We start from the raw sequence: 26,927 nt of genomic DNA on the forward strand, positions 1-26,927 counted from the left end.
GAGCCTTTTGCTTACTTTTGGGCTCCTCCAAAAGTGAGCCGCTGTAAAAGCGGAACCATAGGAGGCCATTACCGCAAAAATGGATATGTACTCGGTCTAATCCAACACCCCAGAGGCCGCCACACGAGCAAGCCCCCTCGCCACAGACCGCTACAAAGTTGTGTAGATACCTATGCCCATCGCGGGCAAACCCGCTGCCACCAGTGTTCCCACTCCCCTGTAGGAGCAAGGCTTGCCCGCGATGGCCGCATTCCTGGCACCACAGAACACGGCATGAACATTGACCCGCCCCGACGCGATGCGTAGCCTTGCGCCTTCGAGGTTCTTTGGCGCGTGCGCCGAAGCTAAGAAGGGAACGCGGTTGATGCCGCGGCTGCCCCCGCAACTGTGAACGGTGCTGTTTCTGCCAGGCCACTGCACGCTTGATCTCAAGCGGCGGGAAGGCGCAGGAACCGCCAGTCGAAAGACCGGCCCACCGTCAGCCAGGAGACCTGCCTCGATCCAGATTCTCACTACAACCGGGCGGGGTGATCCGGTGGCGAACGCTTTCCGCACGCCTGCGCGTTGTGGCTTCTCGTCCCGTATGCCCGCCACCTTGCCAAAGGGCATCCGATGAAAACACTGGCCAAACTCCCCGTCACCATCGTCACCGGCTTCCTCGGCTCGGGTAAAACCACCTTGCTGCGGCACATGCTCGACAACGCCCAGGGCCGTCGCATTGCGGTGATCGTCAACGAGTTCGGCGAGCTGGGCATCGACGGCGACATCCTCAAGCAGTGCACCATCGGTTGCACCGAAGAAGAAGCTACAGGCCGGGTGTATGAGCTGGCCAACGGCTGCCTGTGCTGCACCGTCCAGGAAGAGTTTTTCCCGGTGATGCGCGAACTGGTGGCCCGTCGCGGCGACCTCGACCACATCCTCATCGAAACATCCGGCCTGGCCTTGCCCAAGCCGCTGGTCCAGGCCTTCCAGTGGCCGGAAATCCGCAGCGCCTGCACAGTCGACGCGGTGATCACCGTGGTCGACAGCCCGGCCGTGGCCGCTGGCACCTTCGCCGCCTTCCCGGACCAGGTCGACGCCCAGCGCAAACTCGACCCGAACCTGGACCACGAGTCGCCGCTGCACGAACTGTTCGCCGACCAACTGGCCAGTGCCGACCTGGTAATCCTCAACAAGGCCGACCTGATCAGCCCTGAAGACCTGGCCCGGGTACGCCTGGAAGTTGCCGAGGAGCTGCCGCCAGCGGTCAAGATCATCGAAGCCAGCAGCGGGCGCTTGCCGCTCGACGTGCTGATTGGCCTGGGTGCCGGTTCCGAAGAACACATCGACAGCCGCCACAGCCATCACGATCACCATCACGACGGTGATGATCACGATGATCACGATGACCACGATCACGACGCCTTCGACTCGATCTCCATCGAACTGCCGCAAGCCGACGAAAGCCTGCTGCTCGATGCCTTGACCCAACTGGTGGTCCAGCACGGCATCCTGCGGGTCAAGGGTTTCGCCGCGATCCCGAACAAGCCGATGCGCTTGCTGATCCAGGGCGTGGGCACGCGCTTCGACAAGCATTTCGACCGGCAGTGGGGCGCGGACGAAGCACGTACCACACGCCTGGTGCTGATCGGCCAGGCGCTGGATGCGTCCTTGCTCGAAGCGCAACTGCGCGCCGCGCTCAGCGTCTGACCCATGCACCTGCTCAGGACCCAGCCCGGCGGTTTTGTTGCCGACGACAACATTGCCGACCTCGGGCAAACCCCCGCCGACCTGGTGATCCTGTGCAGCGGCGACTCCAGCCTGGCACTGTTGGCCGAAGTGGCCCAGCAACTGCCGGATGACTACCCGAGTCTGCGCCTGGCCAACCCGATGCAGGTGCAGAACCATGCGTCGGTCGACCTCTACGTCGACCAGGTGCTGCGCCATGCCAAGGTCATCCTGATTTCGCTGCACGGTGGCATCGGCTATTGGCGCTACGGCGTCGAGCGTCTGGTGGAGCTGTCCAAGCGCGGGGTGCAACTGATCCTGGTGCCGGGCGATGACCGTCCCGATCCGGAGCTCAGCGACCTGAGTACGGTGCCGGTGCAGGACCGCGAGCGGCTGTGGCACTTCCTGCGCCAGGGCGGCAAAAGCAATGCCCTGGACCTGTACCGCTGCCTGGCCAGTCGCTGGCTCGGGCGCGACTACCCGTGGGCCGAACCGCAAGCCCTGCCGCGTACCGCGATCTATCACCCGCGGCACAGCCAGCCCGACCTGGCCTCATGGCAAGCCGACTGGCAGGCCGGGCAGCCGGTGGCGGCAGTGCTGTTCTACCGTTCCCATTTGCAGGCGGCCAACACCGCCTTCATCGATATTTTCTGCCAGCGCTTGCAGGCGGCGGGGCTCAACCCGTTGCCGATTGCCCTGGCCAGCCTGAAAGAGCCCGGTTGCCTGGCGGTGGTCGAGGACTGGCTGGATCAAGTCCAGGCCTCGGTGATTCTCAATACCACCGGGTTTGCCCAATCCAGCCCGGAAGCGCCGCACCTGCGGCCGTTTCGCCGCAACATCCCGGTGATCCAGGCGATCTGCGCCCAGGACAACGAGCCGGGCTGGCGCGCCAGCGAACAGGGCCTGGGGCCGCGGGACCTGGCGATGCACATTGCCTTGCCGGAACTGGACGGGCGCATCATCAGCCGTCCCATCAGCTTCAAGGACCTGGCCTGGCGCAGCGAGCGCAGCCAGTGCGACGTGGTCTGCTACCGGGCGCAACCGGAGCGCATGGATTTTGTCGCCGAACTGGCGCGCCGCTGGAGCGAACTGGCGCGGGTGGAGAATGGGCAAAAACGCGTGGCGTTGATTCTCGCCAACTACCCGACCCGTGACGGCCGGATCGGCAATGGCGTTGGCCTGGACACCCCGGCCGCGGCCTTGAACATCCTGCGGGCGCTGCAGGCCGAAGGTTATCCGCTGCCTGGCGAGCTGCCGGACAGCGGCACCGAGCTGATCCGCCAACTGCTCGGCGGGGTCAGTAACGACCTGGACAGCATCGACCAGCGTCCCTGCCAGCAAAGCCTGGCTCTGGATGACTATCACGCGCTGTTCGACGCCTTGCCCGCCGCCAATCGCGCGGCGGTGCTGGAGCGTTGGGGCGCGCCGCAGGACGACCCGATGTTCCGCGGTGGGCGGATGATGATCGCCGGGCTGCGTTTTGGCCTGACCTTCGTCGGCATCCAGCCGGCGCGGGGTTATCAGGTCGACCCGAGCGCGGTCTATCACGACCCCGACCTGGTGCCGCCCCACGGTTACCTGGCGTTCTATTTCTGGCTGCGCCAGGTCTACGGCGCCCATGCACTGGTTCACGTGGGCAAGCACGGCAACCTTGAATGGCTACCGGGCAAGGGCGTCGGCCTGTCTGAGAGTTGCTGGCCAGATGCGCTGCTGGGGCCGCTGCCGAACATCTATCCGTTTATCGTCAATGACCCGGGAGAGGGCGCCCAGGCCAAGCGCCGGACCCAGGCGGTGATCATCGATCACCTGATGCCACCGCTGACCCGCGCCGAAACCTATGGACCGCTGCGCAACCTCGAGTTGCTGGCGGACGAGTACTACGAAGCCCAGTTGCTCGACCCACGGCGCGCCCGTGAGCTGCAACGGGAGATTCTCGAACTGGTGCGCGAAACCCACATCGATCGGGAATTGCAACTGGACGGCAAACTCGACAGCCAGGCCGATGCGGCGATCTGGCTGCCGCGCCTGGACACCTACCTGTGCGACCTCAAGGAGTCGCAGATTCGCGATGGCCTGCATGTGTTCGGCGAATCGCCCAGCGGGCGCCTGCGTATCGACACCTTGCTGGCCCTGTTGCGCATTCCCCGGGGCGACGGGCGGGGCGCGCAGTCGAGCTTGCTGCGGGCCTTGGCCAAGGCGTTCGGCCTGGGCTTTGATCCGCTGGACTGTGAGTTGTCGGCACCGTGGAGCGGCCCCAAGCCGGACGAGTTGCAGGGTCTCGGCGAGGACGCCTGGCGCACCGCCGGCGATACCCGCGAGCGCCTTGAGCTGTTTGCCGCGCAGTTGATCGAGCAGGCAGTCACCCCGCTTGCGCCGCAGCCGTTCCCCCGTGGGAGCGAGCCTGCTCGCGAAGCGATTGGCTCCACGGGCTTGCTCCCCCAGGACCCATGCTGGGCTGAAGTCAACGCGATCATCGGCCACCTGCGCGAAGTCGTTGCACCGCGCCTGGATGCCTGTGGCCCGGCGGAAATGCGCGGTTTGCTCGATGCCCTGGCCGGGCGGTTTGTCCCGGCCGGCCCGAGTGGCGCGCCAAGTCGCGGGCGTCTCGACGTGCTGCCCACCGGCCGTAACTTCTACTCGGTGGACGTGCGCAACCTGCCGACCACCACCGCCTGGCGCATCGGTTTCCAGTCGGCCAATCTGATCCTCGAACGCCACCTGCAGGACCACGGCGATCACTTGCGTCAGCTCGGCCTGTCGGTATGGGGCACGGCCACCATGCGCACCGGCGGCGACGACATCGCCCAGGCCATGGCATTGATGGGCGTGCGTCCGGTCTGGGCCACGGGCAGCCAGCGGGTCGACGATTTCGAAATCCTGCCGCTGAGCCTGCTGGACCGCCCGCGAGTAGACGTGACCCTGCGTGTTTCGGGGTTCTTTCGCGATGCCTTCGCCAACCTGATCCGCCTGTTCGATGCCGCGGTGCAAGCCGTGGCTGCACTGGATGAACCGGATGACATGAACCCGCTGGCGGCCAAGGTCCGTGAGGAGCGTCAAGCCTTGCAGCAGGCGGGGCTCGATAGCGACGCGGCGGCGCGCCAGGCCGGTTGGCGGATCTTCGGTGCCAAGCCGGGCGCCTATGGGGCGGGCGTGCAGGGCGCCATCGATGGCCGCCTGTGGCAAAGCCGCGAAGACCTGGCCGAGGTCTACCTGAACTGGGGTGGCTATGCCTACGGCGGCGCCGACGAGGGTACTGCCGCGCGCAGCCAGTTCGCCCAGCGCCTGAGCCAGGTCCAGGCGGTGTTGCAGAACCAGGACAACCGCGAGCACGACTTGCTCGATTCCAACGACTATTACCAGTTCCAGGGCGGCATGCTGGCCGCCGTGGAAACCCTCAGCGGTGCAGCGGCGGCGAGTTATCACGGCGATCACAGCCAGCCGGACCTACCGAAGATCCGCACGCTGAAGGAAGAACTGAACCGGGTCATCCGTTCCCGTGCCGCCAACCCGAAGTGGATCGAAGGGGTCAAGCGCCATGGCTACAAAGGTGCTTTCGAACTGGCGGCGACCGTGGACAACCTGTTTGCCTTCGACGCCACCACGCAGTTGATCGACGATCACCAGTACGCTTTGCTGGCCGACGCCTACCTGCTGGACCCCTCGACCCGCGAGTTCGTGCGCCAGCATAATCCCCATGCACTGCGTGACATGACCGAGCGCCTGCTCGAAGCGCAACAGCGCGGGCTGTGGCAAGCGCCTGGTGAGTACCGTGAGGCGCTGGAACACTTGCTGCTGGATATTGAAGAAGATTCTTGAACCCATGTGCGATCGTTTCGCTGGCAAGCCAGCTCCCACAGGATCTACGCGGACTTGGGGGAGCTGGCTTGCCAGTGAAAGCGCTGTGACAGACAACCGTTGTAGTCGAGACCTGAGATGACCGACACCCCCCATTTCCCGCTGTCCGCCGTGGTCGGCGCCGACGCCCTGAAGCTGGCGCTGTGCCTGAGCGCCATCGACCCGAAAATCGGCGGCGTGCTGATCGAAGGGCCGCGCGGCATGGCCAAGTCGACCCTGGCCCGTGGCCTGGCCGACCTGCTGGCCAGCGGGCAGTTCGTCACCTTGCCCCTGGGCGCAACCGAAGAACGCCTGGTCGGCACCCTGGACCTGGATGCGGCATTGAGCGAGGGTCGCGCGCAGTTTTCCCCTGGGGTCCTGGCCAAGGCCGACGGTGGGGTGCTGTACGTCGATGAAGTCAATCTGCTGCCCGATCACCTGGTGGACCTGCTGCTCGACGTGGCAGCCAGCGGTACTAACCTGATCGAGCGCGACGGCATTTCCCACCGTCATCCGGCGCGGTTTGTGCTGATCGGCACCATGAACCCGGAAGAGGGCGAGCTACGTCCGCAACTGCTCGATCGCTTTGGCCTGAATGTCGCACTCAGTGGCCACACTGCGCCGCTGGAGCGCGGGCAGATCATCCGCCGCCGCCTGGATTTCGACAGCGATCCGCAGGCGTTCTGTGCGCAGTGGGAGGCAGCCCAGTTGGCCCTGCGTGAACGTTGTCAGCAAGCGCGCCGGCTGCTGAGTGAGATCGCCCTCGACGATCAGGCGCTGGCACAGATTACCGAACGCTGTTTCGCCGCCGGGGTCGATGGCTTGCGTGCTGACCTGGTATGGCTGCGCGCTGCCCGCGCCCATGCCGCGTGGCGCGGGGCAACGGCGATCGAGGACGGCGATATCGAGGCAGTCGCTGAGTTTGCCTTGCGCCATCGCCGTCGCCAGGCCCCGCCGCCCGCTTCGGACCCACAACCAGCGCCCCCGGCGTCTGCCCCGCAATCACCTAGCGTCGATTCAGGCCAGGGCCAGTGGGGCGAAATGCCGGCCCAGGCGCTGCCCACCGGTGCGCGCCGAGAAGTGCCGAGCTGGCCAAAAAAGCCCTAGGCATTCGCCCGCGCTGTGATGCGGGGGCGGATGCCAGGCCCCGGGCGGGGCGCTTGCACAATGGCCGGCAGGGGCCACGGCGGACCGCTGGCAGCGGGTCGGTGGATTGGCCGGGGACGCTGCTCAAGGGCCGGCCGCGCAGCCGCGACGCGCTGTTGTTCCATTTGCGCAGCCGTGCGCCTCACGAACTGTGGCTGGTGATTGTCGATGCTTCGGCCTCGACCCGCCGGCATCAGGCGCTGGGGGATGCCAAGGGGCTGTTGGCGCAGGTGTTCGACGACGCCTACCGGCAACGTGCGCGCCTGGCCTTGCTTACCGTCAGCGGCCTGGCACCGAGTTGGCAGGTCCAGGGTTTAAAGGCTTCCGGCAGTCTGCGCGATTGGCTTGAGGGGTTGGGGGCCGGGGGAGGTACGCCGTTGTTGGCGGCCCTTGGCGAGGCGGGGCAGTGGTTGGTTCGGCGGCAAAAACGCTTTCCGGCGGAAGTTCAGCGTGTGTTGTTGGTGACTGATGGTCGCCTCAAGGCTTGGCCGAACCTGGTGGCGTTTGGTTGTCCGAGTGTGTTGGTGGATATTGAGCGTGGTCCGATTCGCCTGGGTCGGGCTCGGGATCTGGCTCGGGAGTTGGGGGCTGAGTATCGGCATATTGATGATCTTGGGGTGGGCTGAAGGGGCAGGCGGATCAAGACCAGGAGCAAAAGCACGGCGACCTGGCAGTCGGCCTGAGTGATAAAAGCGGGCGAGGCGGCCTATCGGCCGACCTGCTTATTCCTGGTGTACGAATTTCCCCCGTGGGAGCGGGCTTGCCCGCGATGACGATCTCCGTCGGCTCCCACAGGTTTCTTGACTGGCATCGTGAACACGCTCGTGACTTCACGCCGCAAAGGTATAACGGTCCTTGCCGCTGTGTTTGGCCAGGTACAGTGCTTCGTCGGCTTTTCTCAGTGCCTGGTTCAACGAGTCGCTGTCGGCCACTCGGGTCAGGCCGATGCTGACGGTCACCGGGTATTCGCTCGGGTCTTCGCGCACTTCCCGGCACAGGCGTGCGGCGAGGTGCTCGACGTCGTCGTGGCTGACCTCGGACAGGTAGACCGCAAATTCCTCGCCCCCCAGGCGCGCATATTCGTAATCGGCCATGACCGCCTTGATAGCGGCTGCGATGCGCTTGAGCACCAGATCGCCAATGTCGTGGCCGTAGGTATCGTTGACCTTCTTGAAATTGTCGATATCGATCATCGCCAGATAATGGGCACGCTTGCGCGGGCGCGCTTGCAGTTGTTTGGTGGCGGTGGTCATGAACGAGCGGCGGTTGGGGATTTCGGTCAGCGTGTCGAGGTAGGCCTGGTCCAGCAGCAGCTTCGTCATGATGTAGGCATAGAGCCTGGCCTGGCGCAGTTTGATAAAGCTGTAGAGGGTCATCGCGCTGAGGAACACCGAGTAGCAGGCCGCCATCGCACCCTTGAGGCCCAGCAGTTCTATATCGGTGCCGTAGAAGGGGTTGAGCACCAGCCAGATGATTATCAGTGAACAGTAGAACGAGCCGCGGCTCAGTGGCAGTACCGAAGCGCTGTAGAGGATGCTGGAGGCGCCCAGCATCAGCCAGGCTGGCTGCAAGCTCACGGGCAAACCGTGGGTGACCATGCGCACGCCCAGGGTCATGACCAGCACGAACAATACATTGAGTCGGTGAAAGTGCCGGGCCTTGTGGGTGAACCCCAGAATGATCGCGATGATCGAGAGTGCCCCCAGGAACACTGGCGAGAGGTAGGTAAAACGCTGCCCACCCAGGAAGCTGACGATCAGGTCGAAGACCAGCCAGATCACGATGCTGGCGATGTAGATCAACAGGCAGAAACGCCGTTGCCGCTCGAAGTGATACTGCGCAAATTCCCGTTGCAAGGCTGCCGGGGCAGCTTTTTTCAGCACTTCATCTTCAATGGTCTTGAACATCACTTGCCTTGTTTTCCCTGGAATACCCGGACGCACACGGATGTCGGCTGAAGCTTGAATAAAAGCAGGCCAACGCGGTGTTGTCCAATAGCCCACCGGGTTGGTGGTGCCGCGTTGATCGCACTGGGTGAACAAATACGTTGGGATTTTTCCGGCGGGCTGTGGCACACTTTTGGCCATGTATTCCGCTATTACATATTCAATTCCGCTATAGCGGAAAAGTAAATTGTTTCTCAAGCAGGAGATCCACCATGAGCATCACTCGTTATGGCACCGGCAGTACCGCCGGTGGCGGTCAGCCGCGTCCTTTCGCCCGCGCCGTTGAAGCCGACGGCTGGCTACATGTGTCCGGGCAGGTGCCGGCGGTGGATGGCGAAATCATTGTCGGCGGGATTGTCGAGCAGACTCACCAGACCCTGCGCAACCTGGTGGCGATCCTCGAAGAAGCCGGGTATGGCCTCGAGGACGTGGTGCGCACTGGTGTCTGGCTGGCGGACCCGCGGGATTTCTGGAGCTTCAACAAGGTCTTCTCCGAGTACTTCAGCCCGGAACACGCGCCGGCCCGGGCCTGTGTGCAAGCGAACATGATGGTCGACTGCAAGGTCGAGATCGATTGCGTCGCGTACAAGAAAAAAGCCTGAAGCCCGGGGAGGCCGCAACCATGAGTGACGACACTATCAAGCGTCGGGCCCGCGGGTTGGACCGGGCGTTCGATATTCTCGACTTCCTCAAGGAAATCGGCGAGCCGCTGCGTCCCAACGATATCGCCAACGGCATCGGCAGCCCGAAGTCCACGGTCTATGAGCTGGTGGCGGCCCTGCTGGAACGGCGGATCCTGCAGCCGGTGGGCAAGGACGGGCATGTGTACCTGGGCCGCCAGCTGTACTTCCTGGGGCAGGCGCACTTGCGTCATTTCGACCTCACCCGCGAGGCCAGGCAGGCCCTGCAGGAGATTGTCAGCCAGACCGGCGAAACCGCGCAGATGTGCCTGCTCAACGGGCGCAAATACACGGTGGCGCTGATGCAGGAAGGCCAGCGGCATTTTCGTATTTCCTCGGACATCGGCGAGAACGCGCCGATCCCCTGGACCGCGTCCGGGCGCCTGCTGCTGGCGCACCTGAGCGACCAGCAGATTGTCGAGCTGATTGCCGCCGAGGACTTCATCCTGCCTGACGGCCAGCCATTGCCGTTGGCGCTTTTCCTGGCGCAGATTCGCCAGGCCGGGGTCGATGGGTTCTTCTCTTTCGACAGCGTGGCCGACACCTTCACCCATTGTTTTGCCGCCCCGGTAAAAGACCCGGATGGGGTGGCCATTGCCACCTTGTGCATCGTCGCCCCAAGGGCCGACGCCATTAACAACTACGACGCCTACCGTCGGGTGCTGATCGACAGCGCCAACCGCATGGCCCGGCGCCTCAACGAATAACCCTGGCCGCTGCCGGCCGTGCAAGGAGTGAAAGCATGTCTTCTACGTTGAATATCGCTGCCGTGGAAAAAGGCGCTGCGCCGGTGGGTGCGCACCTGGTGCGCGACGTCAGCCTGCCGGCGCTGGTGCTGCACCGCGCAGCGCTTGAGCACAACATCACCTGGATGCAGCAGTTCGTTACTGCCAGCGGCGCGCAACTGGCGCCCCACGGCAAGACCAGCATGACCCCGGCCCTGTTCCGTCGCCAACTGGCGGCCGGTGCCTGGGGCATTACCCTGGCCACCGCCGTGCAGACCCGAGCCGCCTACGCCCACGGCGTGCGTCGGGTGTTGATGGCCAACCAGTTGGTCGGCGCACCGAACATGGCGCTGATTGCCGAGCTATTGGCCGACCCGGACTTTGATTTCCACTGCATGGTCGACCACCCGGACAACGTCGCCGACCTCGGCGGTTTTTTTGCCGCACGTGGCCAGCGCTTGAACGTAATGATCGAGTACGGCGTGGTCGGCGGCCGTTGTGGTTGCCGCAGCGAAGCCGAAGTGCTGGCGCTGGCGGCGGCAATCGAGGCCCACCCGGGCCTGGCCTTGACCGGCATTGAAGGTTACGAAGGGGTGATCCACGGTGAGCAGGCGGTCAGTGGCATTCGTCAGTTCGCCGCCTCCCTGGTGCGCCTGGCCGTGCAGTTGCAAGACAGCGGGGCGTTCGCCATCGAGCGACCGATCGTCACGGCATCGGGGTCGGCCTGGTACGACCTGATCGCCGAATCCTTCGCGGCGCAGAACGCGGCGGGGCGTTTCCTCAGTGTGTTGCGCCCAGGCAGTTATGTGGCTCACGACCATGGCATCTACAAAGAGGCGCAATGCTGCGTGCTGGATCGCCGTAGCGACCTGCACGAAGGTCTGCGCCCGGCACTGGAAGTCTGGGCCCATGTGCAGTCGTTACCGGAACCGGGCTTCGCGGTGATTGCCCTGGGCAAGCGCGACGTGGCCTATGACGCCGGCTTGCCGGTGCCGTTGCGCCGCTACCCAGCCGGTGTGATACCGGCGGTGGGTGATGACGTGGCGGCGTGCAAGGTTACGGCGGTGATGGACCAGCACGCCTTCATGACGGTGGCTCCGGGCATTGAATTGCGGGTCGGCGACATCATTTCGTTCGGCACTTCGCACCCGTGCCTGACGTTCGATAAATGGCGCACTGGGTTGTTGGTGGATGAGCAGTTGCGGGTGATTGAAAGCATGCAAACCTGTTTCTAGACCCGCAAACGAGTTGCTGCCTTCGCGGGCAAGCCCACACCAAAAGCTCAGGATTCCCCAGGATAATGAAAACCTTCAGCGGCCCCAATCCACCACGCATCGCCCTGATCGGCGAGTGCATGATCGAGTTGCAACAGCGCGCCGACGGCAGCCTGCAGCAGAGCTTCGGCGGTGACACCTTGAACACCGCGGTCTACCTGTCGCGCGAACTGGGCGAGCGGGCCCGGGTCGATTACGTCACGGCGCTGGGCGATGACAGCTTCAGCGACGCCATGTGCCAGAGTTGGGTGGACGAGGGCATTGGCCTGGGCATGGTCCAGCGCCTGCCGGGGCGCTTGCCGGGTTTGTATTGCATCCAGACCGACGCGGCGGGGGAGCGCCGATTCCTCTATTGGCGCAATGAAGCGGCGGTGCGCGACTGCTTCACCACCGCGGCAGCGACGCCGATCCTGGCCGCGTTGCCCGACTATGATGTGCTGTATTTCAGTGGCATCACCCTGGCCGTGCTGGGTGAGGAGGGGCGCAAGAAGCTCATCGAAACCCTGGTCGAGGCGCGTCAGCGCGCAGCGCAGATCGTCTTCGACAACAACTACCGTCCACGCCTGTGGAGCAGTGTCGAACAGGCGCGGACGGCGTATCGCGAGGTGCTGCCCTATGTCGACCTGGCGCTGCTGACCCTGGAGGACGAGCAGGCGCTGTTCCACTTTTCCGGGGCTGAGGCGGTGTTTGCCGCGTACCAACAGATCGGTACGCCGCAGGTGGTGCTCAAGCGGGGCGCCGAGTCGTGCCTGATTCGCTGTAACGGCGAGCATTTCGAAGTGGCAGCGCAGCGCGTCGACCAGGTGCTGGACACCACGGCCGCCGGTGATTCATTCAGTGCGGCGTACCTGGCCAGCCGGCTGGGTGGCGGCACTCCGGCGCAGGCGGCAGAGGCCGGTCACCGCTTGGCCAGTCGAGTGATCCAGGTCCCGGGGGCGTTGATTCCCAGGGTCTGAAGCCGGGCTCAGTCGCGGTAGAACACCTGCACCAGGTGATAGCCGAACTTGCTCTTGATCGGCCCGTGGACCACGCGCAATGGCTTTTTGAAAATCACCGCATCGATGGCGCCGACCATTTGCCCGGGCCGTACTTCGCCGAGGTCGCCGCCGCGCTTGCCGGACGGGCAGGTAGAGTATTTCTTGGCCAGCACATCGAACGCCTCGCCCTTGGCGATGCGTTGCTTGAGCTGTTCGGCCTCATCGGCGGTTTTCACCAGAATATGGCGGGCTTGAGCTTTCATTCGGACAGTTACCCTGGAACGGTGGTGGCGGCGGGGCGCGATTATGCCTGATATCCGCCTGCGGGGCGGATCATCTGGCGAATCTTGCCGGCCAGTTGCTCGATGGTAAACGGCTTGGCCAGCAGGTCCATGCCCTCGTCGAGGAAGTCCTGGCGTTCGGCGGCCTGTTGCGCATAACCGGTCATGAACAGCACTTTCAGCTCGGGGCGATGCTGGCGGGCGATCTCCGCCAGTTGCCGGCCATTCATCCCGGGCAGGCCGACGTCGGTCACCAGCAGATCGATGCGCAACTCCGATTCCAGCAAGGGCAACGCGCTGTGGGCATCTTCGGCGGCCTGGGTGTTGTAGCCCAGTTCCGTGAGCACGTTGAGCACCAGCAGGCGCACCGCCGGATCGTCCTCCACCAGCACCACCGACTCACCGGCGACCGCGAAGGCGCCGCCCAGGTTCGGCGTGGGCACCGCCGCCAGCGCCGGGCTGTGCAGGCGCGGCAGGTACAAGCGCACGCAGGTGCCCTCGCCGGGTTCGCTGCTGAGGGTGGCGTGGCCGCCGGATTGCTGGGCAAAACCGTAGATCATCGACAAGCCCAGGCCGGTGCCCTGGCCAATGGGCTTGGTGGTGAAAAAGGGGTCGAAGGCCTTGGCCAGGACGCGTGGACTCATGCCTGAGCCATTGTCGCGCACGCCGAGCATTACGTAGTCGCCCGCCTTGACCGGTTCCAGGGTGCTGATGTCGCTGCCGTCGAGGTAGCTATTGGCGGTTTCAATCAGTAATTCACCGCCGTCGGGCATGGCATCGCGGGCGTTGATCACCAGGTTGAGCAGGGCATTTTCCAACTGCCCGGCGTCGGTATTGACCGGCCACACGCCGGGGGCCAGATCGAACTTCAATTCGATCTGTTCACCCTTGGTCCGGCGGATCAACTCTTCGAGCGAGCGCACCAGGCTGTTGGGGTCCAGCGGTTGGCGATCCAGCGATTGCCGGCGGGAGAAGGCCAGCAGGCGGTGGGTCAGGGCGGCGGCACGATTGGCCGAGGCCACGGCCGCCTCGGCGAAGCGCCCGATGTCCTCGGTACGGCCATCGTCGATGTAGCGCTGGATCAGGTCCAGGCTGCCGATGATGCCGGTCAGCATATTGTTGAAGTCATGGGCGATGCCACCGGTGAGCTGTCCCACCGCTTCCATTTTCTGCGCATGGCGCAAGGCATCCTCGGCCCGTTCGCGCTCGAACATTTCGTTCTGCAGGCGCTGGTTGACCTCGGCCAGCGCCTGGGTGCGCGCGGCTACCCGTTCCTCCAGGGTTTCATTGAGGTTGCGCAGGGCTTCCTCGGTCTGTTTGCGCTCGGTTTCGTCGATCACGAAAATGTAGAAACCATTCACCGAGCCATCCGGGCCGAAGCGCGGCAGGTACTTCATCAGCGCGTACCGCGGGCGACCGTCGCGGTGCGGGGAGTAGGCCTCGAAGCTGCAGGCCTTGCCGGCCAGCGCCGCCTGGATATGCTCCAGCCGCGTGGCATACATGTCCGCGCCGAGAATCTCGAGGATGGATTTGCCGTACAACTCCTGCGGGGTCATGCCGTACCAGTCGAGGTAGGCGCTGTTGTTCAGGCGAAAGCGTTGCTCGTGGTCGACATAGCCGATCAGCACCGGCATCGCGTTGATGATCAGTTGCAGTTCGGTCTGGCTTTGGCGCAGCGCCTGTTCGGTGTGCTTGCGCTCGGTCAGGTCGAGGGCGGCGCCGAGAAAGCGGATCGGCCGGCCGTGGTGATCCTTGTAGCAGCGGCCCCGGGCAAACACCCAGCGCACCTCGCCATTGGCCTGCAGCAGACGGTATTCCTCGGCGTATTCGCCGGCGTGGCTGATGCAGTGCTTGATGCTGCGCGTGACCATGGCCCGGTCTTCCGGGTGTACGCCGTGCAGGTACTCGCTGATGGGCAACTGGCTGGCGCGGCTCGGGTCGACGCCGTGCAACTGGGCGAAATGGGCATCGGCGAGAAAACGGTCGCTGCCGATATCCCAGTCCCAGGTGCCGACCGACTCGGTGGCGGCGAGGGCCAGTTGCAGGCGCTGCTCGCTGTCTTGCTGGGCCTTGAGGCTGGCGTCCGAGCGTTGCTTGAGCTCCAGGGCGATGCGCCGGCGTTCGTTGGTTTCGATGGCGGTGACCAGGATCCCGGCCACCTGCCCATGTTCGTCGCGTATCGGGCTGTAGGTCAGGTCCAGCCAGAATTCCTGTTCCTGGCCTTCGCGTTGCAGGCTGAACCGTTGCTCGCTGTAGGAGCGTACCTGGCCCTGCAGTACCGCGTGGTAGATCGGGGTGGTGAAATCCTCGAGCTCCGGCCACGTCAGGTGCGTTGGCTGGCCGAACGCCTCGGGGTGTTTGTTACCGGCCAGCAGGGCGAAGCCGTCGTTGTAGATCTGCGCCAGTTGCGGGCCCCAGAGCAGGAGCATGGGCATTGGCGAGTGAATCACGATGTCCACCGCGGTGCGCAGGCTCTGTGGCCACTGGCTGGCAGCCCCCAGCGGGCTTTGTGTCCAGTCGAGGCGGGCAATCAGGGCCTGGGCGTCGCCGCCGTTGGGGGAGTGATTCATCGCGGATTCCTGCGTCCTGTCATCGGGCATGTCGAGGATGTAGACGCCTGGCTGCCGAAAAAGTCTCGTCGCTGCCCGATTTCATTGCGACCAGCGCTACTCCTGCAGTTCCGGGCGTTGGCGAAATTGCTCCAGCGCCTCTGGATTGGCCAGGGCGTCGGTGTTTTTCACCGGCCGGCCGTGCACCACATTGCGTACCGCCAGCTCGACCACCTTACCGCTGATGGTGCGCGGGATGTCGCTGACCACGAGGATTTTTGCCGGCACATGACGGGGCGTGGTGTTGGTGCGGATCACCTGGCGAATCTGCTGCTCCAGGGCCTCGTCCAGTACCACGCCGTCGGCCAGGCGCACGAACAGCACCACGCGCACGTCGTCCTGCCACTGTTGGCCGATGGCGACGCAATCCTGCACCTGCGGGACCTTTTCCACCTGGCGGTAGATTTCCGCGGTACCGATGCGCACGCCGCCGGGGTTGAGCACGGCGTCGGAGCGGCCATGGATCATCCAGCTACCATGGGGCAGTTCTTCGGCGTAGTCGCCCTGGGCCCAGACGCCGGGGAACTGGCTGAAGTAGGAGTCGTGGAGTTTTTCCTGCAACGGGTCATTCCACAGGCCAATGGGCATGGCCGGAAAGTGCCGGGTGCAGACCAGTTCGCCTTTCTCGCCAATCACCCGTTGGCCGGCGTCGTTCCACACTTCGATGGCCATGCCCAGGCCCTTGCCCTGCATTTCGCTGCGGCGCACCGGTAGCCACGGGTTGCCGGCGACAAAGCAGGAGATGATGTCGGTGCCGCCGGACATCGAGGCCAGGCACAGGTCAGGCTTGATCTGCCGGTAAACGTAGTCGTAGCTGTGGGGCGACAGCGCCGAGCCGGTCGAGAGCAGGGTCTTGAGGCTGCTCAGGTCGTGGCTCAAGCGCGGCTGCAGGCCGTGGCTTTCCAGGGTGGCCAGGTATTTGGGGCTGGTGCCGAAGACGGTGATGCGCTCGTGCTCGATCAGGTCGAGCAAGCGTTGCGGTCCAGGGTGGAAGGGCGAGCCGTCGTACAACACGATACTGCTGCCCACGGCGAGTGCCGAGACCAGCCAGTTCCACATCATCCAGCCGCAGGTGGTGTAGTAGAACAACCGGTCGGCGGCCCCGAGGTCGACATGCAGGCCGTGTTCCTTGACGTGTTGCAGAAGCACGCCACCGGTGCTGTGGATGATGCATTTGGGCACGCCGGTGGTGCCACTGGAATAGAGGATGTACAGCGGATGGGCGAAGGGCACGGCGACAAATTCAGGCTCGCCGCCGGGCCGATAGAAGTCCTGCCACAGGCTGACGCTGGCCTGGCTCAGATAGTCCTCGGTACGCGCCTGGGGACGGGCGTACGGCACGATGATCAGGTGTTCCAGGGACGGCAGGCGCTGGAGTATTTCGTTGAGCTTGGGGGTTTGGTCGATGGTCTTGCCAGAATAGTGATAACCGGCACAGGTAATCAGCACCTTGGGTTCGATCTGGCCGAACCGGTCGATCACCCCCTGGGTGCCGAAGTCCGGCGAAGAACAGGACCAGACCGCCCCCAGGCTGGTGGTGGCAAGCATGCCGACCAGGGTTTGCCAGGTGTTGGGCATGCACGCCGCGACCCGGTCGCCAAGGCCGACGCCGGCCGCTTGCAGGCTCTTCTGCAGGCCGGCCACGTGGCTGGCCAGCTCGGCAAAACTCAGCTGTTCGCGCCGGCCATCTTCGCCGATGGCGATCACCGCCACCGCCTCGTCGCGCCGGCGCAACAGGTGTTCGGCAAAATTCAGGGTGGCCCCGGGAAACCACTCGGCGCTGGGCATCTGCCGGCCTTCACACAACACCGTTTCGGGGGGCTGGTGGAAGGTGATGCCGAAGTAGTCGACGATGGCCTGCCAGAAGTCTTCGCGCTGGTCGATGCTCCACTGGTGCAGGGCCGGGTAGTCGGCGATTGCCAGGGTGTGGCGCTGGTTGCACAGGCGCCGGAAGGCTTCCATGCGGGTCTGGGCGATGCGTTCGGGGCTGGGTTGCCAAAGGATTTCGGACATGACTTGCCTCTTATTTTTAGGGGGGCAGGTGGCGCTGTGCGTGGGTTACTGCGCCAGCCACCCGCCATCGATATTCCACGCCGCGCCACGCACCTGGCTGCCGGCGTCGCTGCAGAGGAACAGCACCAGTTCGCCCAGTTGCGGCGGGGTGACAAATTCCAGCGACGGTTGTTTCTCGGCCAGCAGGTCATGCTGCGCTTGCTGCGGCTCGACACCGGCGGCGGCGCGGTCATCGATCTGCTTCTGCACCAGCGGTGTCAGCACCCAGCCAGGGCAGATGGCGTTGCAGGTGATGTTGCTGGTGGCGGTTTCCAGGCCGACCACCTTGGTCAGGCCGATCACCCCATGCTTGGCGGCGACGTACGCGGCCTTGCCCACTGACCCGACCTGGCCATGCACCGAGGCGATATTGATGATCCGTCCCCAGCCTTTGGCGCGCATGCCCGGCAGGCTCAGGCGGGTGCTGTGGAACACCGAGGACAGGTTGATCGCGATGATCGAATCCCAGCGCTCCACGGGGAAGTCCTCCACGGCGGACACATGCTGGATCCCGGCGTTGTTGACCAGGATGTCGATGCCACCGAACTCGCGCTCGGCGTAGGCGAGCATCTCGGCGATTTGCGCCGGATCGCTGACGTCGGCCGGGTGATGGCCGACCTTGCCGCCGAATTGCCCGACGTCGGCGATGACCTGGGAGGCGTCGCCAAAACCATTGAGGACCAGGTTGGCGCCGGCCTTGGCCAGGCTCAGCGCGATGCCCAGGCCGATGCCGCTGGTGGAGCCGGTGACCAGTGCGGTCTTGCCCGATAGAAATGTCATGAATGCCTCACACAATGCCGGTGGCGTAGAAGGTAGCGATAACGACGAAGACCGCCAGGGTCTTGATCAGCGTAATACAGAAAATGTCTTTGTAGGCTTCGCGGTGGGTCAGGCCCGTGACCGCCAGCAGGGTAATCACCGCGCCGTTGTGGGGCAGGGTGTCCATGCCGCCACTGGCCATGGCCGCCACCCGGTGCAGCACTTCCAGGGGGATGTTGGCGGCGTGGGCGGCAGCGATGAAGTCGTTGGCCATGGCGGCCAGCGCGATGCTCATGCCGCCCGAGGCGGAACCGGTGATGCCGGCCAGCAGGGTCACGGTAATTGCTTCATTGACCAGCGGGTTGGGGATGCTTTTGAGCCAGTCGGCCAGCACCAGGAAGCCCGGCAGGGAGGCGATGACCGCACCGAAGCCGTATTCCGAGGCGGTGTTCATGGCCGCCAGCAGGGCGCCGCTGACCGCACTCTTGCTGCCTTCGGCGAGCTTGCTGCGAATCGCCTGGAAGCCGAACACCAGCACCATCAGGATGCCTACCAGCAAGGCCGCCTGCACGGCCCAGATGGCGGTGAGCTTGGCGATTTCGGTGGTCACTGGCGCGGTCATGCCGGGCAGGCTGAGGCTGTGGGTCTTGCCGTACCACTGGGGAATCCAGTGGGTGAACAGCAGGTTCATGATGCCCACCGCCAGCAGCGGCGACAGGGCCAGCCAGGGGTTGGGCAGCTTGATATCCTCGGCGGTTTCCGGTTCGTTGCGCAGCACGCTGCCATAACCTTCACCGCTGCGCTGGGCCTTGTTGCGCTGGCGCTGGAGAAACAGCATGCCGGCGCAGAACACGAAAATCGTGCCAATTACTCCCAGCCACGGCGCAGCCCAGGCGGTGGTGTTGAAGAAGGTACTGGGGATGATGTTCTGGATTTGCGGGGTGCCCGGCAGGGCATCCATGGTGAACGAGAAAGCGCCGAGGGCGATGGTGGCCGGGATCAGCCGCTTGGGAATGTTGCTCTGCTTGAACATCTCGGCCGCGAAGGGGTACACCGCGAACACCACGACGAACAGCGAGACGCCGCCGTAGGTGAGCAAGGCGCAGACCAGCACGATCACCAGCATCGCCTGGCGGGTGCCCAACAGGCGGATGGCGGCGGCCACGATCGAGCGCGAGAAACCCGACAGCTCGATCAGCTTGCCGAACACTGCACCGAGCAGGAAGACCGGGAAATACAGTTTGATGAAGCCGACCATTTTCTCCATGAACACCCCGGTAAAGGCGGGCGCAACGGCGGAGGGGTCGGTCAGCAGGACGGCGCCAAGGGCGGCAATCGGGGCAAAGAGGATAACGCTATAGCCACGGTAGGCTGCGAGCATCAGCAGCGCGAGGGCTGCCAAGGCAATGATCACACTCATGGTGTGTCTCCTTCGATTGTTATTTTTTTAGGGGGTAAAGCAGGTGTGGGAGGGGCTATAGCGGGTTTTGTGCCAGGTCTTTAAGTTGTTGATTTATAAGATTTATTTTCTTTGCTGGTAATATTTTTTAATAATTTGTCTCAGTATTGAGATATTTGTCGACGGGGATAACGTCATCGCGGGCAAGCCTCGCTCCTACAGGGGAGGGTAAACGCCTGTAGGGGCAGGGCTTACTCGTGATAGCGCAGTACTTGTCTCTCTGTAAAGACTAAAGTCTCAATAGGGAGACTCGACAATTCCCAGCGCCACCATCTTCTTGTACAAGGTCGACCGCCCCAGCCCCAGCCGAACCGCAGCTTGCGGCACCTTGCCCGCGCATTGGGCCAGGGTGTTCTGGATCAACTGCCGGTCGAAACGTTCGCGGGCGGCGCTGAAGGTTTCGTTCAGTTGGGGCTCGATCAGCACGGCTGCCGCGCGTTGCACGGGCACCAGGCTGCCGATTGCCGCGCGAATTTCGCTGGCGTCGAGGATCAGGTCGTCGCTGAGCAGTGCCGCGCGCTCCAGCACGTTGCGCAGTTCGCGGATGTTGCCCGGCCAGGCGTGTTGGCCCAGCAATTCCAGGGCCGGTTGGTCGAGTTCGTGCTGGCTGCGCAGTTCTTCGAGAATCGCTTCGCTCAAGGCGGGCAGGTCGTCGAGGCGCTCGCGCAGGGGCGGCACCTGGATCGGCAGGACGTTGAGGCGGTAATACAGGTCGGCGCGAAACTCGCCGCGTTTGATCGCCGCTTCAAGGTCGGTGGAGGTCGCGGCGATCACTCGCACGTCACTCTGGATCATTTCATTGGAGCCCACCGGCTCGAATTCCTTCTCCTGCAGCACCCGCAGCAATTTGCTTTGCAGGGGCAGGGGCATGTCGCCGATCTCATCGAGAAACAGCGTGCCGCCCTGGGCGATTTGCAGCTTGCCGGCGCGTCCCTTGCGATCGGCGCCGGTGAAGGCGCCCGGGGCCGTGCCGAAAAACTCGGCTTCCAGCAGCGCTTCGGGAATCGCCGCGCTGTTGATGCTGACAAAAGCTTTATGTGCCCGGGGCGAGGCGCTGTGAATTGCCTGGGCCAGCAGTTCCTTGCCGGTACCGGTTTCCCCCAGCAGCAACACCGGCGAGTCGGTGCTGGCGCTGCGTCGGGCACGGCGCTTGACCTCCAGGCTGGCGGCGCTGGTGCCGATGAAATGGGCAAAGGTGTACTTGGCCTGGCGGGCCCGCAGCAAGGAGCGGGTGGAGGCCAATTCTTCCTGCATGCTCAGGTAGCGCTTGAGCATCGGCGACAGGCTGCGCAGCTCATCGAACAGGGCAAAGCCGATGGCACCGATCACGGTCCCGGCATCGTCGTGGATCGGCAGGCGCATCACCACCAGTGGTTCCTTGGAGGTGTCCTGCATGTCCAGCAGGATCGGCCGGCCGCTGCGCACCACCTCACGCAGCAAACTGCCGGGGATCACGCTTTCGCAGGCCTTGCCGATGGCCACGGCGGCCGATTCCAGGCCAAAGCGCCGGGCATAGCGCTCGTTCATCCAGACGATGTTGGCGTCGCGGTCGACTATCACCGTGCCTTCGCTGGATTGCTCGATGATCTCGAACAGTGAGCGGATCGCCAGCGAGCGTACGCGTTGGTAGTCCTTGAGGTTTTCGCCGGTGTTCATCGGTTCATTTCCGAGAGGTGTGTGGGGTGTGGTGGCCTCATCGCGAGCAAACTCGCTCCCACAGGAATGTGCTGTTTTCGCTGTTTGTGTGAACACCACAGATCCAATGTGGGAGCGAGCTTGCTCGCGATGGGGGCAATACGGTCCGCCCGCAGACGCGCAATCATGACCACCCCGGATGCGCCGCAGCCAATAGCTCCTTGGTATAGGGATGCTGCGGCGCATCGAACACATCATGACTGGCGCCGCGTTCAACCACCTTGCCGTCCTTGATCACGATCATGTCGTGGGCCAGGGCGCGGACCACCGACAGGTCGTGGCTGATGAACAGGTAGGTCAGGCCATGCTTTTCCTGGAGTTGGCGGAGCAGGGCGACCACCTGTTTTTGCACGGTGCGGTCCAGCGCCGAGGTCGGTTCGTCGAGCAGGATCAGCGCCGGCTTGAGCACCAGGGCGCGAGCGATGGCGATGCGTTGGCGCTGGCCACCGGAAAACTCATGGGGGTAACGATGGCGGCTCTGCGGGTCCAGGCCGACTTCCTTGAGTACCTGGATCACCTGGGCTTCACACTCTTGGGCGGTGCATTGGCTGTGGACCTCCAGGCCTTCGCTGATGATCTGCGCCACCGACATCCGCGGGCTGAGGCTGCCGAAGGGGTCCTGGAACACCACCTGCATCTGTTTGCGCCAGGGCCGCAGTTGCTTCTGGTTGAGGCCGTCCAGTGCCTCGCCCTGGAAGCGGATGCTGCCCTCGGAGTCGAGCAGGCGCAGGATCGCCTGGCCGAGAGTCGACTTGCCTGAGCCGGATTCGCCGACGATGCCCAGGGTCTTGCCCCGTTGAATGCTCAGGCTGATACCGTCCACGGCATGCAGCCAGGTTTTGCGCTGGAACAGCCCGCCGCCGAGGGGGAAACGCACGTTCAGGTCGGCAACTTCCAGCACCGCCTCGCGTTCATCCCGGGGCAGCGCTTCACCTTCCGGCTCGGCGTTGAGCAGCACGCAACTGTAAGGGTGCTGGGGTGCGGTGAACAGGGTTTCACAGGCGGCCTGTTCGACGATCTCGCCGCCGCGCATCACGCAGACGCGCTGGGCGATGCTGCGCACCAGGTTGAGGTCATGGCTGATCAGCAGCAGCGACATGCCCAGGCGCTGCTGCAGCGACTTGAGCAACAGCAGGATCTTGCGCTGCACCGTTACGTCCAGCGCGGTGGTGGGCTCGTCGGCGATCAGCAATTCCGGCTCGCAGGCCAGCGCCATGGCGATCATCACCCGTTGCCGCTGGCCGCCGGAGAGCTGGTGCGGGTAGGCCTTGAGGCGTTCCTTGGGTTTGGCGATGCCCACCAGGTCGAGTAATTCGAGGATCCGCCGTTGCGCCGCCTTGCCGCCCAGGCCCTTGTGCACCAGCAGGGTTTCGCCGATCTGCTTCTCGATGCTGTGCAGGGGATTGAGGGAGGTCATCGGCTCCTGGAAGATCATCGCGATCCGATTGCCGCGCAGGCTGCGCAAGGTGCCGGCCTCGGCGCCGAGCAATTGTTGGCCACGGTAGCGAATGCTGCCCGAGGACTGGGTGCCACACTCGGGCAGCAGTTGCAGGATCGAGTGGGCGGTCACCGACTTGCCCGAACCGGATTCACCGACCAGCGCCAGGCACTCGCCGGCACGGATGTCCAGGCACAGGTCGCGCACTGCCACCTGGCCGTTGAAGGCCACGTTGAGGTCACGGATTTCGATCAGGTTGTCACTCATGGCAATAGTCCGTTTCAGCATCGTGGATCAAGATCGTGGATCAAGATCGTGGATCAAGATCGTGGATCAAACGCGTCGCGCAAGGCTTCGCCGATAAATACCAGCAGAGACAGAATCAGTGCCAGGGTGAAAAACGCCGTCAGCCCGAGCCACGGCGCTTGCAGGTTCTGTTTGCCCTGGCCGATCAGTTCGCCCAGCGATGCACTGCCGGCCGGCATGCCAAAACCGAGGAAGTCCAGGGCGGTCAGGGTCGAGATGGCTCCGGTGAGGATGAACGGCAGGTAACTCAGGGTCGCGTTCATGGCGTTGGGCAGGATGTGCCGCACGATCACCTTGCGGTCGTTCAGGCCCAGGGCCCGGGCGGCCTTGACGTACTCCAGGTTGCGCCCGCGCAGGAACTCGGCGCGCACCACGTCCACCAGGGCCAGCCAGGAAAACAGCGCCATGATCCCCAGCAGCCACCAGAAGTTCGGTTCGACGAAGCCAGACAGGATGATCAGCAGGTACAGCACCGGCAGCCCCGACCAGACTTCCAGCAAGCGCTGGCCCAGCAGGTCGACCCAGCCACCGTAGTAACCCTGCAGCGCCCCGGCGGCGATGCCGATCAGCGCGCTGATGACGGTCAGCGCCAGGGCGAACAGGATCGACACCCGGGCGCCGAAGATCACCCGCGCCAGCACATCCCGCGCCTGGTCATCGGTGCCCAGCCAGTTGACCTTGGATGGCGGGCTCGGAGCGGGCTGGTTGAGGTCGTAGTTGGGCGTGTCGTCGCTGAACGGGATCGGCGGGAACAGCATCCAGCCGCCGTCCTGGTGGATCAGTTTCTGCACATAGTCGCTGCGGTAGTCGGCCTGGAACGGCAGTTGACCGCCGAATTCCTGCTCGGTGTAGCGCTTGAATGCCGGGAAGTACAGGCTGTCCTGGTAGCTGAGGACCAGCGGTTTGTCGTTGGCGATCAGTTCACCGCCCAGGGTCAGCAGGAACAGGCCGATGAACAGCCACAGCGACCACCAGCCACGACGGTTTTTCTTGAAACGCTCGAAGCGTCGGCGCGCCAGGGGCGACAGATTGAGCATCAGGCGTTCCTCGCGGCAAAATCGATGCGTGGGTCGACCAGGGTGTAGCACAGGTCTCCGAGCAGTTTTATCAGCAGGCCGAACAGGGTGAAGATGAACAACGAGCCGAACACCACCGGGTAGTCCCGGGATACCGCAGCTTCATAGCTCATGCGCCCCAGGCCATCGAGGGAGAAGATCACCTCGATCAGCAGCGAGCCGGCGAAGAACACACTGATGAACGCCTGGGGAATCCCCGACACCACCAGCAGCATGGCGTTGCGGAACACGTGGCCGTACAGCACCCGGCGCTCGCTCAGGCCCTTGGCGCGGGCGGTGACCACGTACTGGCGGGTGATTTCGTTGAGGAAGGAGTTTTTGGTGAGGATGGTCAGGGTCGCGAAACCGCCGACCACCAGCGCCGTCACAGGCAGCACCAGGTGCCAGAAGTAGTCGGCGATTTTACCCAGGGTCGACAACTGCTCGAAGTTTTCCGAGACCAGTCCCCGCACCGGGAACCAGTTGAGCGAGGTGCCGCCGGCAAAAATCACGATCAGGAACATGGCAAACAGAAAGGCCGGCATGGCGTAGCCGATGATGATCGCGGTGCTGCTCCAGATGTCGAACTGGCTGCCGTGATGCACGGCCTTGCGGATGCCCAGCGGAATCGACACCAGGTAGGTGATCAGGGTCGCCCAGAGCCCGAGGGAAATGGTCACCGGCATTTTTTCCAGGATCAGTTCGGTGACCGTGGCCCCGCGAAAGAAGCTCTTGCCGAAGTCCAGTTGGGCGTAGCTCTTGAGCATCAGCCACAGGCGCTCATGGGCCGGCTTGTCGAAACCGTACTGTTTCTCGATGTCCTTGATCAGCTGTGGATCGAGGCCGCGACTGGCCCGCGAGCCATGGCTCAGGGCATCGCCAGACGCACCGAGGCTGCCACCCCCGCCAATCCCCTGCAGATGCGCGATGGCCTGTTCCACCGGGCCGCCGGGCGCGGCCTGGACGATCACAAAATTGACTAGCAGGATGATCACCAGGGTCGGGATGATCAGCAGCAAGCGGCGCAATACATAGGCCAGCATCAGCGCGGTCCTCCGGGCTGGCCACGCTTGATGCGTTCGGCGGCCATTTGTTCATTGGTCAGCGGCGTGGTGCTCACTTGCCACCAACTCTCGATGGCTTCGTCATTGCTGGCCGGTACCGCCGGCATGCCAAAGCGGTTCCACCACACCGTGGAGCTGCCCGGCGGGTAGTAGTTGGGAATCCAGTAGTAGTTCCATTGCAGCACCCGGTCCAGGGCGTGGGCATGGCGCAGCATGTCGGCCTGGGTGGTGGCCTTGACCAGGCCATCGAGCAGGCGGTCGACGGCGGGGTTCTGCAAGGCCATGTAGTTGTTGGCGCCGGGGTCGTTGGCCGCGGCCGAGCCGAAATAGTTGAACAGCTCACCACCCGGCGAGGTGCTGACCGGGTAGCCGGTGACGATCATGTCGTAGTCGCGGCTCATCAGGCGATTGACGTACTGCGAGGAGTCGATCAGGCGGATATTGAGGTGAATGCCGATCTGCGCCAGGGTGCGTTTGTAGGGCAACAACAGGCGATCCATGCCGTTCTGGCTGATCAGGAACGTGAACGCCAGCGGTTCCCCCTGGGCATTCACCAGCCGATCGCCGTCGGGTTTCCAGCCGGCCTGTTCCAGCAGGTCCAGGGCTTGCAGTTGCTTGTCGCGAATCAGCCCGCTGCCATCGGTTTTCGGCGCTTCGAAGACCTGCGTGAAGACCTCGTCGGGAATCTGTCCGCGCAGTGGTTCGAGAATCGCCAGTTCGTCGGCATCCGGCAGTTGGCGTGCGGCCAACTCGGTGTTGGAGAAGAAGCTCTGCTGGCGGATGTACAGGTCACGCATCATCTGCCGGTTGCTCCACTCGAAATCCCAGAGCATGGCCAGGGCCTGGCGCACGCGGCGGTCCTTGAACATCGGGTTCTGCAGGTTGAACACAAAACCCTGGGACGTTTGTGGAGCCTGCTTGGCCAGGTGGGCTTTCTGCAGGCGGCCGTCGTTCAGGGCTGGACCGTCGTAGCCGATGGAATAACCGGTGGCGGAGAACTCGCGGTTATAGTCGTAGGCGCCGCCGCGCAAGACCTGGCGCGCCACGTCGGTGTCGCCAAAGTACTCGATGCTGAAGCGGTCGAAATTGTACAGGCCGCGGCTGACGGGCAGGTCCTTGGCCCACCAGTCGGGGTTGCGCTCGAAGGTGATGCTGCGCCCGGAGTCGATCTTGCTGACTCGGTACGGGCCGCTGCCCAGGGGCGCTTCGTAGCCGCCACCATTGGCGAAGTCGCGGCTTTTCCACCAGTGTTCGGGGAACACCGGCAAGGTCGCGATATCCAGTGCCAGGGTGCGATTCTGGTTGTTCTTGAAGTCGAAGCGAATGGTCCGTGGCGACTCGACCTCGACGCCTTTGACGTCGGCAAACTGCGTGCGATAGCGCAGGCTGCCCTGGGTCATCAGCAGGTCGAAGGTGTAGCGCACGTCCTCAGCGGTGATGGCGCGGCCGTCGGCAAAGCGGGCTTTGGGGTTGAGGTAGAAGCGCAGCCACATACCGTCCTCGGCGCGCTCCATTTTTTCCGCCACCAGTCCGTAGACAGTGTAGGGCTCGTCCAGCGAGCGTTGGGCCAGGGGCGAATACACCATGCCATCGAGCTGGCTGACGCCGATGCCTTTGTCGATGTAGGGCGAGACGTGGTCAAAGCGCCCGATCTCAATGGCCGAACGGCGCATGCTGCCGCCCTTGGGGGCTTGTGGATTGGCATAGGCAAAATGGCTGAAATCGGCAGGGTACTTGGCCGGTTCGCCGTAGACGGTGAGGGCGTGCTGGGGAGCTGCATTCACGGTGGTCGCGCTCAGCAGCAAGGCCAGGACCGTGGAGATCAATGAGGAGAAAGCCAGTCGCATTGTCAGCCTTAAGAGCCGGGTGATCGATGGTTCGATTTGTACGCTAGCGGCGCAGGCCTGGCCAGCCAAAAAC

At 63.9% G+C, this 26,927-nt stretch carries 19 protein-coding genes and 1 riboswitch; of the genes, 8 read left to right on the forward strand and 11 right to left on the reverse strand.

The genetic code is table 11. From position 1 onward, the window contains the following. Window positions 1-302 precede the first annotated feature (302 nt). Window positions 303-514: riboswitch (cobalamin riboswitch) on the forward strand. Window positions 515-612: 98 nt separating this feature from the next. The 4 genes from cobW to ACIOVD_RS23075 all read left to right on the forward strand — a co-directional run bounded on the left by cobW (window position 613) and on the right by ACIOVD_RS23075 (window position 7,313). Further along, entirely contained in the window at window positions 613-1,689 is a 1,077-nt protein-coding gene (gene cobW, locus ACIOVD_RS23060; protein ID WP_401130402.1) for a cobalamin biosynthesis protein CobW, read from the forward strand. Between the two features lie 3 nt (window positions 1,690-1,692). Beyond that, complete coding sequence (gene cobN / locus ACIOVD_RS23065; protein ID WP_401130404.1) at window positions 1,693-5,523, forward strand: cobaltochelatase subunit CobN; 3,831 nt, start codon at window positions 1,693-1,695, stop codon at window positions 5,521-5,523. A gap of 117 nt (window positions 5,524-5,640) precedes the next feature. Beyond that, entirely contained in the window at window positions 5,641-6,648 is a 1,008-nt protein-coding gene (locus ACIOVD_RS23070) for an ATP-binding protein (RefSeq protein ID WP_401130406.1), read from the forward strand. Window positions 6,649-6,701: 53 nt separating this feature from the next. Then, a complete protein-coding gene (locus ACIOVD_RS23075; RefSeq protein ID WP_256585529.1) occupies window positions 6,702-7,313 on the forward strand; it encodes a VWA domain-containing protein in 612 nt (203 codons plus the stop codon). Window positions 7,314-7,517: 204 nt separating this feature from the next. Here ACIOVD_RS23075 and ACIOVD_RS23080 read toward each other — a convergent pair whose 3' ends face one another. Further along, window positions 7,518-8,594: a diguanylate cyclase gene (locus tag ACIOVD_RS23080; protein WP_401130408.1), complete on the reverse strand. Its 1,077-nt coding sequence runs from the start codon at window positions 8,592-8,594 to the stop codon at window positions 7,518-7,520. A 251-nt stretch (window positions 8,595-8,845) separates the two neighbouring features. Here ACIOVD_RS23080 and ACIOVD_RS23085 point away from each other — a divergent pair, with 251 nt between their 5' ends. The 4 genes from ACIOVD_RS23085 (at window position 8,846) to ACIOVD_RS23100 (ending at window position 12,268) form a co-directional block, all read left to right on the forward strand. Then, entirely contained in the window at window positions 8,846-9,235 is a 390-nt protein-coding gene (locus ACIOVD_RS23085) for a RidA family protein (RefSeq protein WP_095170372.1), read from the forward strand. 20 nt (window positions 9,236-9,255) lie between these two features. Then, entirely contained in the window at window positions 9,256-10,020 is a 765-nt protein-coding gene (locus ACIOVD_RS23090; RefSeq protein WP_095170373.1) for an IclR family transcriptional regulator, read from the forward strand. Between the two features lie 35 nt (window positions 10,021-10,055). Beyond that, window positions 10,056-11,273: an amino acid deaminase gene (locus ACIOVD_RS23095; protein ID WP_401130411.1), complete on the forward strand. Its 1,218-nt coding sequence runs from the start codon at window positions 10,056-10,058 to the stop codon at window positions 11,271-11,273. A gap of 65 nt (window positions 11,274-11,338) precedes the next feature. Then, window positions 11,339-12,268 (forward strand): sugar kinase, encoded by a 930-nt coding sequence (locus tag ACIOVD_RS23100; protein WP_401130413.1) that lies wholly within the window; start codon window positions 11,339-11,341, stop codon window positions 12,266-12,268. Window positions 12,269-12,276: 8 nt separating this feature from the next. On the opposite strand, the gene ACIOVD_RS23105 is transcribed toward ACIOVD_RS23100, so the two are convergent. The 10 genes from ACIOVD_RS23105 to ACIOVD_RS23150 form a co-directional block, all read right to left on the reverse strand. Further along, the gene (locus ACIOVD_RS23105) at window positions 12,277-12,552 is read right to left on the reverse strand and encodes a peptidylprolyl isomerase (RefSeq protein ID WP_095170376.1); all 276 of its coding nucleotides are present in this window, start codon (window positions 12,550-12,552) and stop codon (window positions 12,277-12,279) included. A 41-nt stretch (window positions 12,553-12,593) separates the two neighbouring features. Then, a complete protein-coding gene (locus ACIOVD_RS23110; RefSeq protein ID WP_401130415.1) occupies window positions 12,594-15,140 on the reverse strand; it encodes a PAS domain-containing protein in 2,547 nt (848 codons plus the stop codon). A 96-nt stretch (window positions 15,141-15,236) separates the two neighbouring features. Then, a complete protein-coding gene (locus tag ACIOVD_RS23115; protein WP_401130417.1) occupies window positions 15,237-17,192 on the reverse strand; it encodes an acetoacetate--CoA ligase in 1,956 nt (651 codons plus the stop codon). A gap of 45 nt (window positions 17,193-17,237) precedes the next feature. After that, complete coding sequence (locus ACIOVD_RS23120) at window positions 17,238-18,011, reverse strand: 3-hydroxybutyrate dehydrogenase (protein WP_159995218.1); 774 nt, start codon at window positions 18,009-18,011, stop codon at window positions 17,238-17,240. A 7-nt stretch (window positions 18,012-18,018) separates the two neighbouring features. Continuing rightward, window positions 18,019-19,410: a GntP family permease gene (locus ACIOVD_RS23125; RefSeq protein ID WP_095170380.1), complete on the reverse strand. Its 1,392-nt coding sequence runs from the start codon at window positions 19,408-19,410 to the stop codon at window positions 18,019-18,021. 276 nt (window positions 19,411-19,686) lie between these two features. Continuing rightward, window positions 19,687-21,105, reverse strand: a complete 1,419-nt coding sequence (locus ACIOVD_RS23130) for a sigma-54-dependent Fis family transcriptional regulator (protein ID WP_095170381.1) — start codon at window positions 21,103-21,105, stop codon at window positions 19,687-19,689. A gap of 163 nt (window positions 21,106-21,268) precedes the next feature. After that, a complete protein-coding gene (locus tag ACIOVD_RS23135) occupies window positions 21,269-22,849 on the reverse strand; it encodes an ABC transporter ATP-binding protein (protein ID WP_095170422.1) in 1,581 nt (526 codons plus the stop codon). Window positions 22,850-22,902: 53 nt separating this feature from the next. Then, complete coding sequence (locus tag ACIOVD_RS23140) at window positions 22,903-23,925, reverse strand: ABC transporter permease (protein ID WP_401130421.1); 1,023 nt, start codon at window positions 23,923-23,925, stop codon at window positions 22,903-22,905. Then, window positions 23,925-24,986 carry a microcin C ABC transporter permease YejB gene (locus tag ACIOVD_RS23145; RefSeq protein WP_095170383.1) on the reverse strand — a complete coding sequence of 354 codons (1,062 nt, stop codon included), beginning with the start codon at window positions 24,984-24,986 and terminating at the stop codon, window positions 23,925-23,927. Before ACIOVD_RS23145 ends, ACIOVD_RS23140 begins: the two co-directional genes overlap by 1 nt. After that, window positions 24,986-26,854 (reverse strand): extracellular solute-binding protein, encoded by a 1,869-nt coding sequence (locus ACIOVD_RS23150; RefSeq protein WP_159995220.1) that lies wholly within the window; start codon window positions 26,852-26,854, stop codon window positions 24,986-24,988. Before ACIOVD_RS23150 ends, ACIOVD_RS23145 begins: the two co-directional genes overlap by 1 nt. Between the last annotated feature and the right edge of the window lie 73 nt (window positions 26,855-26,927).

The sequence above is a fragment of the Pseudomonas sp. NPDC087626 genome (assembly GCF_044743405.1).
GTDB lineage: Bacteria > Pseudomonadota > Gammaproteobacteria > Pseudomonadales > Pseudomonadaceae > Aquipseudomonas.

Coding starts and splice junctions, on each gene's coding strand:
- cobN (WP_401130404.1), top strand. CDS start 1,693: ATGCACCTGCTCAGGACCCAGCCCGGCGGTTTTGTTGCCGACGACAAC.
- ACIOVD_RS23100 (WP_401130413.1), top strand. CDS start 11,339: ATGAAAACCTTCAGCGGCCCCAATCCACCACGCATCGCCCTGATCGGC.
- ACIOVD_RS23090 (WP_095170373.1), top strand. CDS start 9,256: ATGAGTGACGACACTATCAAGCGTCGGGCCCGCGGGTTGGACCGGGCG.
- ACIOVD_RS23125 (WP_095170380.1), bottom strand. CDS start 19,410: ATGAGTGTGATCATTGCCTTGGCAGCCCTCGCGCTGCTGATGCTCGCA.
- ACIOVD_RS23105 (WP_095170376.1), bottom strand. CDS start 12,552: ATGAAAGCTCAAGCCCGCCATATTCTGGTGAAAACCGCCGATGAGGCC.
- ACIOVD_RS23120 (WP_159995218.1), bottom strand. CDS start 18,011: ATGACATTTCTATCGGGCAAGACCGCACTGGTCACCGGCTCCACCAGC.
- ACIOVD_RS23150 (WP_159995220.1), bottom strand. CDS start 26,854: ATGCGACTGGCTTTCTCCTCATTGATCTCCACGGTCCTGGCCTTGCTG.
- ACIOVD_RS23080 (WP_401130408.1), bottom strand. CDS start 8,594: ATGTTCAAGACCATTGAAGATGAAGTGCTGAAAAAAGCTGCCCCGGCA.
- ACIOVD_RS23140 (WP_401130421.1), bottom strand. CDS start 23,925: ATGCTCAATCTGTCGCCCCTGGCGCGCCGACGCTTCGAGCGTTTCAAG.
- ACIOVD_RS23130 (WP_095170381.1), bottom strand. CDS start 21,105: ATGAACACCGGCGAAAACCTCAAGGACTACCAACGCGTACGCTCGCTG.
- cobW (WP_401130402.1), top strand. CDS start 613: ATGAAAACACTGGCCAAACTCCCCGTCACCATCGTCACCGGCTTCCTC.
- ACIOVD_RS23070 (WP_401130406.1), top strand. CDS start 5,641: ATGACCGACACCCCCCATTTCCCGCTGTCCGCCGTGGTCGGCGCCGAC.
- ACIOVD_RS23135 (WP_095170422.1), bottom strand. CDS start 22,849: ATGAGTGACAACCTGATCGAAATCCGTGACCTCAACGTGGCCTTCAAC.
- ACIOVD_RS23110 (WP_401130415.1), bottom strand. CDS start 15,140: ATGAATCACTCCCCCAACGGCGGCGACGCCCAGGCCCTGATTGCCCGC.
- ACIOVD_RS23115 (WP_401130417.1), bottom strand. CDS start 17,192: ATGTCCGAAATCCTTTGGCAACCCAGCCCCGAACGCATCGCCCAGACC.
- ACIOVD_RS23085 (WP_095170372.1), top strand. CDS start 8,846: ATGAGCATCACTCGTTATGGCACCGGCAGTACCGCCGGTGGCGGTCAG.
- ACIOVD_RS23145 (WP_095170383.1), bottom strand. CDS start 24,986: ATGCTGGCCTATGTATTGCGCCGCTTGCTGCTGATCATCCCGACCCTG.
- ACIOVD_RS23095 (WP_401130411.1), top strand. CDS start 10,056: ATGTCTTCTACGTTGAATATCGCTGCCGTGGAAAAAGGCGCTGCGCCG.